At 57.9% G+C, this 12,509-nt stretch carries 16 protein-coding genes; 6 read left to right on the forward strand and 10 right to left on the reverse strand.

The window, feature by feature from the left end; translation table 11 throughout:
- The first annotated feature begins 508 nt into the window (after positions 1–508).
- The 3 genes from JBE38_RS02785 to pcp are packed head-to-tail and all read left to right on the forward strand — an operon-like array spanning position 509 to position 2,809.
- Positions 509–1,225 carry a DUF969 domain-containing protein gene (locus JBE38_RS02785; protein ID WP_090369815.1) on the forward strand — a complete coding sequence of 239 codons (717 nt, stop codon included), beginning with the start codon at positions 509–511 and terminating at the stop codon, positions 1,223–1,225.
- A complete protein-coding gene (locus JBE38_RS02790; protein WP_090369817.1) occupies positions 1,222–2,172 on the forward strand; it encodes a DUF979 domain-containing protein in 951 nt (316 codons plus the stop codon). The genes JBE38_RS02785 and JBE38_RS02790 overlap by 4 nt, the downstream gene beginning before the upstream one ends.
- 7 nt (positions 2,173–2,179) lie before the next feature.
- A complete protein-coding gene (gene pcp, locus JBE38_RS02795) occupies positions 2,180–2,809 on the forward strand; it encodes a pyroglutamyl-peptidase I (RefSeq protein ID WP_205343511.1) in 630 nt (209 codons plus the stop codon).
- A 14-nt stretch (positions 2,810–2,823) separates the two neighbouring features.
- Here the strand turns inward: pcp and JBE38_RS02800 are convergent, their stop codons facing one another.
- The 3 genes from JBE38_RS02800 to JBE38_RS02810 are packed head-to-tail and all read right to left on the reverse strand — an operon-like array spanning position 2,824 to position 5,195.
- Positions 2,824–4,224 (reverse strand): heavy metal sensor histidine kinase, encoded by a 1,401-nt coding sequence (locus JBE38_RS02800; protein WP_205343512.1) that lies wholly within the window; start codon positions 4,222–4,224, stop codon positions 2,824–2,826.
- Complete coding sequence (locus tag JBE38_RS02805) at positions 4,221–4,892, reverse strand: heavy metal response regulator transcription factor (RefSeq protein WP_090369822.1); 672 nt, start codon at positions 4,890–4,892, stop codon at positions 4,221–4,223. The genes JBE38_RS02800 and JBE38_RS02805 overlap by 4 nt, the downstream gene beginning before the upstream one ends.
- Before the next feature lie 42 nt (positions 4,893–4,934).
- On the reverse strand, positions 4,935–5,195 hold the full coding sequence (locus tag JBE38_RS02810) for a DUF2790 domain-containing protein (RefSeq protein ID WP_104994315.1): 261 nt from the start codon (positions 5,193–5,195) through the stop codon (positions 4,935–4,937).
- A gap of 281 nt (positions 5,196–5,476) precedes the next feature.
- Here JBE38_RS02810 and JBE38_RS02815 point away from each other — a divergent pair, with 281 nt between their 5' ends.
- Positions 5,477–6,154: an HAD family hydrolase gene (locus tag JBE38_RS02815; protein ID WP_060755769.1), complete on the forward strand. Its 678-nt coding sequence runs from the start codon at positions 5,477–5,479 to the stop codon at positions 6,152–6,154.
- A 19-nt stretch (positions 6,155–6,173) separates the two neighbouring features.
- Here the strand turns inward: JBE38_RS02815 and JBE38_RS02820 are convergent, their stop codons facing one another.
- The 3 genes from JBE38_RS02820 to csrA form a co-directional block, all read right to left on the reverse strand.
- Positions 6,174–6,464, reverse strand: a complete 291-nt coding sequence (locus JBE38_RS02820; protein ID WP_090369826.1) for a hypothetical protein — start codon at positions 6,462–6,464, stop codon at positions 6,174–6,176.
- 91 nt (positions 6,465–6,555) lie between these two features.
- Positions 6,556–6,819 carry a hypothetical protein gene (locus JBE38_RS02825; protein ID WP_090369828.1) on the reverse strand — a complete coding sequence of 88 codons (264 nt, stop codon included), beginning with the start codon at positions 6,817–6,819 and terminating at the stop codon, positions 6,556–6,558.
- A gap of 213 nt (positions 6,820–7,032) precedes the next feature.
- The gene (gene csrA / locus JBE38_RS02830; RefSeq protein WP_060755766.1) at positions 7,033–7,227 is read right to left on the reverse strand and encodes a carbon storage regulator CsrA; all 195 of its coding nucleotides are present in this window, start codon (positions 7,225–7,227) and stop codon (positions 7,033–7,035) included.
- Positions 7,228–7,489: 262 nt separating this feature from the next.
- On the opposite strand from csrA, the gene JBE38_RS02835 reads away from it, so the two are divergent.
- Positions 7,490–7,855, forward strand: a complete 366-nt coding sequence (locus JBE38_RS02835) for an SPOR domain-containing protein (RefSeq protein WP_205343635.1) — start codon at positions 7,490–7,492, stop codon at positions 7,853–7,855.
- Between the two features lie 31 nt (positions 7,856–7,886).
- Here JBE38_RS02835 and JBE38_RS02840 read toward each other — a convergent pair whose 3' ends face one another.
- The 4 genes from JBE38_RS02840 to JBE38_RS02855 form a co-directional block, all read right to left on the reverse strand.
- Complete coding sequence (locus tag JBE38_RS02840) at positions 7,887–8,576, reverse strand: endonuclease (protein WP_090369832.1); 690 nt, start codon at positions 8,574–8,576, stop codon at positions 7,887–7,889.
- A gap of 4 nt (positions 8,577–8,580) precedes the next feature.
- Positions 8,581–8,832 carry a DUF1654 domain-containing protein gene (locus tag JBE38_RS02845; RefSeq protein ID WP_126870844.1) on the reverse strand — a complete coding sequence of 84 codons (252 nt, stop codon included), beginning with the start codon at positions 8,830–8,832 and terminating at the stop codon, positions 8,581–8,583.
- 112 nt (positions 8,833–8,944) lie between these two features.
- Entirely contained in the window at positions 8,945–9,607 is a 663-nt protein-coding gene (locus JBE38_RS02850; protein ID WP_205343513.1) for a helix-turn-helix transcriptional regulator, read from the reverse strand.
- Between the two features lie 277 nt (positions 9,608–9,884).
- Positions 9,885–10,973, reverse strand: a complete 1,089-nt coding sequence (locus JBE38_RS02855) for an asparaginase (RefSeq protein ID WP_090369838.1) — start codon at positions 10,971–10,973, stop codon at positions 9,885–9,887.
- Positions 10,974–11,532: 559 nt separating this feature from the next.
- On the opposite strand from JBE38_RS02855, the gene JBE38_RS02860 reads away from it, so the two are divergent.
- Entirely contained in the window at positions 11,533–12,492 is a 960-nt protein-coding gene (locus JBE38_RS02860; RefSeq protein WP_060756911.1) for a sugar ABC transporter substrate-binding protein, read from the forward strand.
- Positions 12,493–12,509 lie beyond the last annotated feature (17 nt).

A 12,509-nucleotide genomic window follows, 5' to 3' on the forward strand; every position in this document is an offset into this window, starting at 1 on the left:
TATGCCCCGTGTGTGCGAGGTCGTCAGCAGAAAAGCTGCGCCACCCCTAGCAGGCAGATAATCTGGACGACCACCTGGCAGCGGATCTCGCCCAACGTCGCTGTTGCCTTACTCATTTGCCCGGCATACATATCGGCTAGCCTCTTGATCGGTACTGGCGCTGTGGATTTTGCCCAGATACAGCACTGCATTATTGAGTGTAGGCGCTGATCCAGAATTTTCACGACTGAATTCGACTCTCGGCCATGGAGGTGTCGCCGGGGCTGAACGACTGGACCACGCCAGGTAAACCGGCGCCGATCACCCACAAAAATTATTGGTTTGCAGCAACAATTTTTCTTGTTGGACACCCCCCGGCCCAAGCGGCAAAGATGCCGCCACTGTCGCTCGACCTTCCAGGTCAACAATAAAAAAACCTAGCCGACTGCACGCCACTTTCATGCTGTGAGCCCTTTGCTCACATCCTGCTGTAATGGCGCCGCAGCGCGCACTAAAGGACCTCTCCGCCATGCAAACAGTTGTGAACTTATGGCCGTTGATCGGCGTACTCGTCATCGTGGTCGGCTTTGTATTGCGCTTCAATCCGCTGTTGGTGGTCACCGCCGCCGCCATCGCCACCGGGCTCGCCGCCCAATTCCCGCTGGAAAAAATACTGACTTCCATGGGGGATGGCTTCCTTCAGACCCGCGCCCTGCAATTGATTCTGTTATTACCGCTGGCGGTGATCGGCTTGTTGGAGCGCCATGGCTTGCGCCTGCATGCGCAAAACTGGATCGCCCGCTTCGAACGTGCCACGGTCGGGCGTTTGCTGATCATGTATCTGTTTGTGCGTGAGTCCACGGCGGCCATGGGGCTGACCAGCCTGGGTGGCCATCCGCAAATGGTACGGCCACTCTTGGCGCCGATGGCCGAAGGCGCAGCGGAAAAACGCTTTGGCAAGTTACCGGACAAGCTGCGCCACAAGGTTCTGGCCATGTGCGCCGCCACCGACAACGTCGGGTTGTTTTTTGGTGAGGACATCTTTGTCGCCTTCGGTGCGATTGCGTTGATGCACACCTTTTTGCTGGGTTCGGGAATTGATGTGGAACCGTTGCACATTGCGGTGTGGGGCATCCCGACGGCGATCTGCGCCTTCATCATTCATGCGATCCGGCTCCATCGCTTCGATCGACGACTGACCCGCGAGATGAGCCCCGCTGGTGTCCCGGTGGAGGCCGCTCAATGATCATTTCCATTCAATACCTTTACTGGCTGGCGGGTGTCCTGTTGCTGATCACCGCGGGCATGATCCTGCTCGACCGTACCCACCCCAAGCGTTGGTCCAGCGCAGTGTTCTGGCTGTTGTTTGCCGTGCCGTTCCTGGCAGGGGAGCGCCTGCCCTCGGTGGTCATCGGCGTCGGAGTGGTGGTGATGGCGTTGATCGCGGGTCTGGGCGGCGTTGGCCGTGGCCAGCACGCCGAGCTGCACGACAAGGCTTCCCGCGCCAGTGCCGGGCGCCTGGGCCACAAGCTGTTTATCCCGGCGTTGGCCATACCGCTGACCACGGTGATCGGCTCGGTATTGCTCAAGCACACCGAAGTTGGCGGTGTACCGCTGCTGGACCCGAAGAATACAACCTTTGTCTCCCTGGGCATCGGCTGCCTGATTGCGCTTGGCCTGGCCTGCTGGCTGACCCGTGATACGCCGGTACAAGCCTTGCGTGAATCGCGCCGTCTGACCGAAGCCCTAGGCTGGGCCATGGTATTGCCGCAGATGCTGGCAATGCTCGGGTTGCTGTTCAACGAGGCCGGGGTAGGCACTGCGGTCGCCCACGTCACTACCACCTATATCAACCTGGATTACAAGTGGGTGGCGGTGATGGTTTATGTGCTGGGCATGGCCTTGTTTACCGTGATCATGGGCAATGGGTTTGCCGCGTTCCCTGTCATGACCGGCGGTGTCGGCGTGCCGGTACTGGTGGGAATTTACGGCGGCAACCCGGCGGTGATGGCCGCCATCGGTATGTTTTCCGGCTACTGCGGAACGCTGATGACGCCGATGGCGGCCAACTTCAATATCGTTCCGGCGGCTTTACTGGAGTTGCCCGATAAAAATGCGGTGATCAAGGCGCAGATACCGACTGCATTGATGATGCTTCTGGTCAATATCGTGCTGCTTTACCTGTTGATGTGAGACCACTATGCAAATTGTGCTGCTGGCGGGCTTCGAGCCTTTTGATAACGACCGGGTGAACCCCTCGTGGGAGGCCGTGCGCCAGTTGGATGGCGTGCTGTTGAGCGAGAATGTGCAGATAGTTGCGCGTTGCTTGCCCTGCGCATTTGCCACCGCTGCCGAGAGCCTGCTCCGGTTGATCCACGAACTGCACCCGGTCATGGTCATCGCCACGGGCTTGGGCTCTGGGCGTAGCGATATTTCCATCGAGCGTATTGCGATCAACGTTAACGATGCGCGCATTCCCGACAATCTGGGGGCGCAGCCGATTGATACGCCAGTGCTGGACGGCGGCCCGGCTGCGTACTTCTCGACATTGCCGATCAAGAGCATGGTCAGGGCGGTGCGCGAGGCGGGTATTGCGGCCTCGGTTTCGCAGACAGCGGGGACGTTTGTGTGCAACCAGGTGTTTTATCGGTTGCAGCATGCACTGGCGGGGTCTGCGGTGCGCAGTGGGTTTATTCATGTACCGGGCCTGCCTGAATCGGGCGAGCCGTCGATGGCGTTATCGACGGTAGTGGAGGGGCTGCGTGTTGCGGTTTCGGCAGCCTGGCAAACCCACGTCGACATCGTGCTGGGCGGTGGTCAGGTAAGCTGACGACGGGCTTTCCCTCAGACCTCACGGCCAGGGAAAAACAACTCAAAGCACGTCACGCCATCTTCACTGCTCACGCGGTATCGCCCGTTATGCAAGTGCATGATGGTTGCCACGATCGACAGCCCCAGTCCGTTGGACTGGGACGACCGTTCGCGGGATTCATCAACCCGGTAAAACCGTTCGAACAAGCGAGGCAGATGCTCGGCGGGAATGGTCTGGCCGTGGTTGCTCACCTTCAGATGGATGCCCGCGTCATCAGGGATCGCCTGGATGCTCAGTTCCGAGCCCGGCGCGCCGTACTTGATGGCGTTGGCGCACAGGTTCGCCAAGGCACGCCGCAGCAGCATCGGTTCAGCCCAGATCACCCCTTCGCCCGCAGCAACAATGGGCATGTGCACATCACCGGCCAGCCCTTCGAAGTAATCTGCGATGCGTTCCACTTCATCCGCCGCGCTCAACTCCTGACGTTGGCGCTGCGCGCTGGCGGGGTCGGTGCGAGCCAGAAACAGCATGTTGTCGAGCATCCGTGCCAGGCGCTCAAGCTCTTCGACATTGGAGGCCAGCAGTTGTTGATAGCTTTCAATACTGCGGCCTTGTTGCAGGGCCACCTGGGTTTCTCCCAGCAAATTGTTGATCGGTGTGCGCAGTTCATGCGCCATATCGGTAGACACCTGGCCCAACTGCACAAAGCCTTTGGCCAGTCTTTCGAGCATGGTGTTGAAGGCATCGATCATGGGCAGCAGTTCTTTCGGCGTGCCGTGGCTATCGAGCCGTTCGGCCAGGTTGCCCACGCCGATGCCTTGAGTGTGCCTGGCCAGGCGACGTAACGGCAGCAGGCCACGATGCACGAGCAGGTAACCCACCACCGCGAGGATGATCGCGGCGATGCTTGCCAGGATAAACACGTTCAAGCGATAGCTGGCGAGCATGCTGGTGCGTTCGGTCATCAGGCGCCCGGTGGTGACCTGCAGGCTGCCAAGGTCTCCCGAGTCGATCGACGCAGCGACGGTGGCGAAGGGCACGCCATTTACACCGGGCAGATGGTGCACGTCGGCGAAGCCCAGCTCGCGGTCTTTGGGCGCCGGGGGCACGGACGGTATTTCAATGTTTCCCGGGTTGACCAGCAGCAAGGGCTTCTGGCCAGGTGCTGCGATGCTCAGCACCGACTCGCTGTTGCCCAGCATGTTCTGGAACAGCTCCGGCTTGGTCTTGATCAGGTCCAGGGTGTTGCTGTCGTTGAGTAGTTTGCGCAGTTGGTCGGCGCGATAGATCAGCGAAGCGTCGTCACGCTTGATCAGTTCACGTTCCAGCTCGCGGTAAAGCGCTACGCCTAACGTGGCGAGCAGGGCGAAGGCGAGCAAGGCGAAGATCAGCGCCAGGCGCAGGGTCAGTGAATAATGGCGACGGTTGCTCATGGCTGGGTATCGAAGCGGTAGCCGATGCCCCGCACGCTGTGAATCAGTTTGAGCTGGAACGGATCATCGATTTTCAAGCGCAGGCGCCGTACGGCAACGTCCACCACGTTGGTGTCACTGTCGAAGTTCATGTCCCACACCCGCGAGGCAATCATCGAGCGTGATAACACCTGGTCTTGATGAGTCGCGAACAGGTGCAGCAGGGCAAACTCTTTATTGGTCAGCGTAATGCGCGTACCGGCGCGGGTGACACGGCGTTTCAGGACGTCAATTTGCAGGTCGGCGATTTGCAGCTGTTCTTCTTCGCGACTGGGGCCGCGGCGGGTCAGGGTGCGCAGGCGCGCCACCAGCTCGGCGAACGAGAAGGGCTTGATCAGATAGTCATCGGCGCCCAGCTCCAGGCCCTTGATGCGGTCGGCAATGTCATCGCGGGCGGTGAGAAACAGCACCGGCGTATCGGCTTCCTTGCGCAGGCGGCGCAGCACTTCCCAACCGTCCATTTTCGGCATCATCACATCCAGCACGATCACATCGAATGGCGCTTCCAGCGCTTGATGCAGTCCATCGACACCGTCACGGGCGAGGCTCACCGAGTAACCCAACTCCCGCAGTCCGTTGAGCAGGTAGTTGCCGGCCTTGGGTTCGTCTTCGACTACGAGGATATTCATGGCAGGTGCCTTGGTTCGATGTGTGGCGCAAGTGTAGCCCGATCAATTCTCACTGGCACAACCGATGCCTTGCACCTGGTAGTCGAGTACGTGTTCGCGGCCCTGATGGTCCAGGTAGTTGAGACGAGCGGGGACAATGCCGCACTGCCCGTAGGTGTCGGTGCTCGATAACACTTTGTCGATGTCCAGGTGAACGAAGAAGCCGGTTTTGTCGTGGATCACGTTTGTTGCAGGGGCAGTGTCGGCGGCGAATGCCGAACCGGTGGCGAGCAAGGTGGCAAAGCCGAGGGTAAACAGTTTCATGATGGTGTCTCTTTCCAAGGGATGGCTGCCAGGTTCCGGCAGTGAGTTCACGGTAACCAGGCACCCCGAACAGCCAACCAACAGAATCATGACAAGTTTGTAATGAAGTGCCTGAGGCTCGAAGGTTTCGAGGATCAGAGAGGTGATTTTTGGGGCGCGTAACGTTTCAGGCCGGGGGGGATGGGCGGCCTGCCGCTTTATTTCGAGGTTGCGATGCAATCGCGTGATCCGTAGATTGCATCGGGGTCAGCCAATGTTCGCCAATAGAAGGAAAACCAGCAGTGTCCGCTCCAGGCCCCTCCTTACTGACCCAACGCTACCGTGCCTTTCTGTTCGATATGGATGGGACCCTGCTCAATTCCATTGCCGCTGCCGAACGTGTGTGGAGCCGCTGGGCGACGCGGCATGGCTTGGAGGTCGAGGCGTTCCTCGCCACGATCCATGGTGCCAGGGCCATCGATACCATCACCCGCCAGGCGTTGCCGGGCATTGATCCGGAGGTCGAAGCGCAGTGGATCACCGAGGCTGAAATCGACGATGTGCAGGGTGTTGTGGCAATTCCCGGTGCAGTCGAGTTTCTGAACAGTCTGCCAAGCGATCGATGGGCGCTGGTGACCTCGGCACCCAAGGCGTTGGCATTGCGTCGGTTGGAGGCGGCGGGCATTGCTGCGCCCGTAGTATTGGTGACGGCCGAAGATGTCGCGCGCGGCAAACCTGACCCCGCCTGTTATGTGCTCGGCGCGCAGCGCTTGGGCGTGCCGGTACAGGATTGTCTGGTGTTCGAGGATGCTGCCGTAGGGATCCGAGCTGGGGAGGCTGCGGGAGCGGATGTGATGGTGGTCACCTCAACGCACCTCACGCCCCTGGCGACAGCGCATGCTTGCATAGCAGGGTATGAGGGATTAGAAGCCCGGTGTGATGCTGACGGCTGGTTGTCTTTGAGGCCGTTGGCAAGGTGATCTGAATACACCGAGTCGGTCATCGGCCTCGGTGGTCTTCACACAGGTCGGTTGACGCTTGTAACCGGCTGCTTCTCATTCCCTGGCGGGAGAGCACCATTTCCCTGAGTATCTCGTTGGCGAGCCGGGCAATGGCTTCAGTGCCGCGATAGTGCGCGCGCACGATTCCGGTAATCGCAAAGTGGTCGGTTTCCGGGCCGCTGAGAATGGCTGAAAGGGTGCCGTCAGCATGCAGCGTGCAGGTCACCGTGTAGCTGGGCAGGCGTGCCGCCAGCGCTTGTTCGATTTGAGATTTGCTGAGGGTGTCCATCGGCTTTTAGCACCTTTCACTGTCCGCGCCAGCCCAAGCATAGGTGCTACTGTGGGTCTGTAAATACCGGCAATCTGCTAGCGTGGCAACGTCAGCGTGTGGTTTTTCGATACTCACGATGGGCCGCGCGTTGGCACAACTTGCGCAAAACAGTCTTTTGGATCGGCCTGATGCAAAACACCAGCAAGTAGCCACAGAGCAGTAACGCCAGTTCCAGCGAAGAGTGAGTGCCGGGATCGCTGACGCGGTCAATTTCGAACCTCAGGCCATATCCGGCAGCCAGAAAAACCAGCCCTATCAACAGAGTGATCATCCAGGATCTGGAAATAAGCGGCGGCGTTGCTCGATGCCTCATCGACGTGCTCCTGAATGCACACAGACAGATGGCAGGGTGATTGTCAGAAGGTTCGGCTACGAATAACGCCGCAAGTTCCAGGCTTTATGACAGTTTTATCTCACCGCGAGGGAAATGCAGGAGGCGCGCTGAACGCGTAAGCATACGCGAGCAGGCTGAATGGGTTTTCGCCAGCCGTCACTGTGAACGAAAAGGCTGGCTACTCGGGGCGCTTCAAGGCGTCTGGTTTTTGTCCGGCGCGGTGAGGCCGGCCTGGATGCGCTGATAAATCTCCTCACGATGCACGGCGACGTCCTTGGGAGCGTTGATGCCGATTCGAACTTGCTGGCCGCTGACGCCCAGGATGGTGATCGTAATGTTATCACCGATGTTTATGCTTTCACCGACTTTGCGGGTGAGTATAAGCATGGACTTCTCCTTGATTACTTTTAAGGACACATGTTCCAGACAGGGTAGGTGTCAGATGTGTGTAGCTTACTGCTAAGCGCTTCCCTGTGACTGCCTCTTTTAGGACGCATAGAGGCGACATTAATTCCCATGGCGGCATCATACAGGTCTGCGGTACATCATTCGCATTGTTTAAGCCAACGTTTATGACGGCCAGAATAGACAGTGAATGGTAAAGTTGCCTCTTTATCCTCAAAGGAGCAGGGCAGTGCGTAAAGTAGCGATGGGAATTGCGGTGTTGGCATTGACCGGTTGCGGTGAAGGCAAACCTGTCGATGCCCCCAAGGCCAAGCCTGCCGTGACCGAAAGCCAGCCACAAACCGGCGCGATTGCCGCTCAGGAATGGGATGTGTGGGTAGGCCCGCCGGATCACAAACTGCAGGCGATCACCGACCTGACCGCGTGGTTGCTGGAACACGGCTTCAGTTTTTATATTGTGAAAGTGGACGGTAAGGACGAGGTGTTTCTGGGGCCGTTCGCCAGCAAAGCTGAGGCCGAAGCCAAGCAGGCACTGCTGACTGAAAAGCTGGCCCGCGCCAAGAAGAACGACACCGAGTCGCAAGTCATCGAGCACAAGGCCGCGCCATAGTAGGCGGGCTGGGCGGGAATACCGCCCACGTTCAACTGCAGGCTTTCAAGTTCACCGGGCCGACAAATTCATTGCCGCGGCCCATCACGCAGGCAACTGTCTGGTTACGCTGGCGCTCCCAGGTCTGTACCGGATAGGTCTTGTTCCAGGCTTCGTACAGCTGGCGATCCTGTTTTGACAGGCGTAACCCGTATTGTTTGCTCATATAAAAATACGTGCGTGCGATCATTCCGCGAATCGACGGTCGTGGCATGACCTTCTTGGCCTTGAAGTCCACTTGGGTCAGGCATGAGCCGTATTGCCCGCTTTGCACTGGCAGCCAGCCGAAGCTGAAGTTGTTACGGTCGCCATTCACTTCGCCGATACTCGGCACCAGGTTGTGCAGGTCCGCCTCGGCCCGCTTGAACACATCATCGTGGCGCGTGCAGTTTTTTCTCCCGCCATTTTGCCAGCATTGGCGCTGATGCCCAATTTGCCAGGCCGGTACAATATGTTCCCACTCAATACGCGCGGCGCGGTTGGCATTTTTGCGTGGGATGTAACCACAGGCTTTCAGGTCCACCCGGTTACCGGTGTATTTGCAGCCGCAATAAAATTCGGTGGATTGCGGAGCGTAGAGCTTCCAGGCGATTTTCTTGGCTTCGCTGAAGGTTCTAGGGGCTTGGGCGTTGGCGGTGAGGGCAAAAAACAGGCAGCACACAGCGATAAAACGGACACTCATTCAATCAATCTTCCTTCGGCACAACCCAGAAAATCTGCACGCCACCGTCATCCCGATAGGCGAGGGTGACGTTATCGTTTTCGGCGATCTCTTCCAGCAGGCGCTCCCACTCATCCACAGGCTCTTCCGGCAGACGGAAGATCAACGCTGCCTTGGCTTTTTGGGCGTTGGTTGAATTGATGATTTTTTGCACGCGCAGCGCCAGGCGTTCGTAGGCGTCTGGCGGTGTGGGCGCTGCGGAAGAGGACTTTGCCACAGAGAATTCCTTGATATTCTGTACGCACATACAGTATTTAACTGTGGGCGTTTTCGCAACTACTTAAAATTCAAGAGGTTCTGGAAGGCGGGGTATCCAAGGTTCCAGTGGTCTATCGGTCGGCCAATTTACGGATGCGGTACACGCAGCGGCGACCGCCACGCAGTAAATGCTCTTCACGCGTCACCTGGCCCCAGCCCTGCATCAGCATTTGAAATTGCGACAGTTCTGATGCGCAGAATCCTTGGCATTTGGTTGCGGCGGCGCAAATCGGGCAATGGTCCTCAATCAATAAAAAATCATCACCATCGCTCTCAACCCGTGCCATATAGCCTTCCGCATCTCGCGCATTGGCCAGTCGCTTGACGCGTTCGGCCAAGGAACTCGCCGATGCCAGTTGCGCTTGATACTCGGCTAATTGTTGCGAGCCGCGTAGTTCGATGACTTGATCTATGCCCCCCTGGCCAAACAACAGCGTCACCGATTCGATGATTTGCACGGTGAGTTGGGCGTGCGTATCGGGAAATCGCGCATGACCGGAATCAGTCAACTGCCATAGCTGTTTGGGGCGACCAACGCCTGAGCGTGAGACCACGCTATCGACCAAGCCTTGTTCGACCAACTTGACCATTTGTTGGCGCACCGCTTCGGATGTCACCCCCAGCACCTTTGACAAATCCGCCGTACTGCATGTGCCGTGGGTTTTAAGGTGTCTCAAGAGATGTTCGGATGAGCGCGAAGTCGAGTTATCCAGGCTTTCGTTTGCGTACGTCATTGTGGGCTCAATAATATTGAAACTGTTAGCTTGCTTATTAAGGCATCTCCCGCGACAGGCTTCAAGCCCGCGCTCTTGGTAGCTGTGGGAAAGACATATGGATGCTCAAAGAACACTTAGACACTGGGAAAACAACGGGCAACTGACGTTATGACAGCGTCATTCCGATGCTGTCGGTGGCGCTGGTTTCTCGGGGTAGGGCGGGGGGATTTTTATCGCGGGGCCTACGAGTGGGTAGAGGCAGACGTATCTGCCTCTACCGCGCTGTCACCAGGAATCAGTATTCCCAGAACATCCGTTGCAGTTCCTTGCTGTCCTGGGTCTTGGTCAGGGCAACCATTGCCAGGATGCGGGCTTTCTGTGGGTTCAGGTCAAGGGCGGCGACCCAGTCGTATTTGTCGTCCGGCTGTTCGGCGTTACGCAGAACCATGCCGCCGGCGTTGACGTGGGAGGAGCGAATGATCTGCACGCCTTGCTTGCGCAGTTCCACCAGCGCTGGCACGACCTTGGACGATACCGAACCATTACCGGTACCGGCGTGGATGATGGCCTTGGCGCCAGCCTGGGCCAATGCTTTGTAGGCGGTATCGCTTACGTTGCCGTAGCCGTAGGCAATTTCAACGTCAGGCAGGCTCTTGATGGTCTTGATGTCGAATTCCGAATCCATGGTGTGGCGCTTGGCTGGCAGGCGGAACCAGTAGGATTTGCCTTCCACTACCATGCCCAGCGGGCCCCAAGGGCTCTTGAACGCTTCGGTTTTGATGTTGATCATTTTGCTGACGTCGCGACCCGATTGGATCTCGTCGTTCATGGTCACCAGCACGCCCTTGCCACGCGCATCTTTGCTGCCGGCCACGGCCACGGCGTTGTACAGGTTAAGCATGCCGTCCGCGGACATCGCGGTACCTGGGCGCATGGAGCCGACCACCACGATTGGCTTGTCGGTTTTTTCCACCAGGTTCAGGAAGTAGGCGGTTTCTTCGAGGGTATCGGTACCGTGGGTGATCACGATGCCGTCAACGTCCTTGCTGTCGGCCAGTTCGGCCACGCGGCGGCCCAGTTGCAGCAGGTTTTCGTTGTTGATGCTTTCGGAGGCGATCTGCATCACTTGTTCGCCACGCACGTTGGCGATCTGGGAGAGCTCGGGAACGCCGGCGATCAGTTGTTCGATACCGACTTTGGCTGCCTGATAGGTGGCGCTGTTGGCGGCACTGGCGCCAGCGCCGGCGATGGTACCGCCGGTGGCGAGGATCACCACGTTGGACAGTTTGGTCTTGGTTTCAACTTCTTTAGCGTGGGCGGCAACAGGGAACAGCAGCAGAAGGGCGAGGGCGCCCGGAACAAAGTTCTTCAATGCAGATTTCATTATTTTTCTCTCTGGTTTTTGATGAGTGCGGTGGCAGTTTCATCCAGAACACCCGGGCGACTCTGAACGCCTCGGGTGCTGAGAAAGAGCAGGATTTGTACCAGGCGGATTGTGCGCAGGGATATAAATTAACGTATTGATTTAGAACAACTTAATTTGAATTTTTGACGGTGCGAAAAGGGCGTTTGTCCGGCTTTCCGAACAGTGCGTGGGTATTTCGTTCGGTTGTCCGAAAAAGATGACGGAATATTCCTGGCTCCCGCATGACCTTGGTGTAACAGCCTGTCGTTTCGGCGCAGGACCTGGTGAGGCGATGTTCAAACACATCCTCAGGGAGCGTAACTGCGGCGCTGAGGACCTTGGATGAAAGACGGTTTACCCCGTTGACAAACCTCGACAAGGTTCTCATAGTTTGAATAACGCAAACGTTTGCGAGATGTTTCACGAAGCGCTTCTGGTGTGTCGTGACCGCTCGTTTCAGCCCCCCGGGTGGGGCGGCTGCCGAACAGGGTTTCGGTGCAAGCGTTGCTCACAATAATCATAAGATCGGAGTGAACCCATGAAGCTGCCATTTGCTGGACGCCTTCTTGCTGTCGCTGTGCTTGCCGCCGCATCCGCTGCCCTGCCTCTCTCCTCTGCATTTGCCGATGATGCCGCCGCCAAACCCAAGGTCGGCCTGGTCATGAAGTCCCTCGCCAATGAATTTTTCGTCACGATGCAGGACGGTGCCAAGGACTACCAGAAAGCCCACGCCGCCGACTTCGACATGATCACCAACGGCATCAAGAACGAAACCGATACCAGCGCGCAGATCGATATCGTCAACCAGATGATCCTCGCCAAGGTTAACGCCATCGTGATTGCTCCTGCCGACTCCAAGGCGCTGGTTACCGTGCTGAAGAAGGCTTCGGACGCGGGCATCAAGGTCGTCAACATTGATAACCGCCTGGACCCTGACGTCCTGAAAAGCAAAAACCTCGACATTCCGTTCGTAGGCCCGGACAACCGCAAAGGCGCCAAGCTGGTAGGCGATTACCTGGCCAAGCACCTGACCTCGGGTGACAAAGTCGCGATCATCGAAGGCGTACCCACCACCACCAATGCCCAGCAGCGCACCGCAGGCTTCAAGGATGCGATGGACGCTGCCGGTATGAAGATCGTTTCCACCCAGTCCGGCAACTGGGAAATCGACCAGGGCCAGAAAGTGGCGTCCGCCATGTTGAGCGAACACCCAGACCTCAAGGCACTGCTGGCCGGCAATGACAACATGGCGCTGGGCGCTGTGTCTGCGGTACGTGCCGCAGGCAAGACTGGCAAAGTGCAGGTGGTCGGCTATGACAACATCGAAGCCATCAAGCCGATGCTGCAAGACGGCCGTGTACTGGCGACCGCCGACCAGGCTGCTGCCCAGCAAGCCGTGTTCGGTATCCAGAACGCGCTCAAGCTGGTCAAGGGTGAGAAAGTCGATGCCAAAGACGGCGTGATCGAAACCCCTGTCGAACTCGTCCTCAAGAAGTAATCCTGGCAGTACCCAAC

The sequence above is a fragment of the Pseudomonas sp. ICBG1301 genome (assembly GCF_016918385.1).
Taxonomy (GTDB): Bacteria; Pseudomonadota; Gammaproteobacteria; order Pseudomonadales; family Pseudomonadaceae; genus Aquipseudomonas; species Aquipseudomonas palleroniana.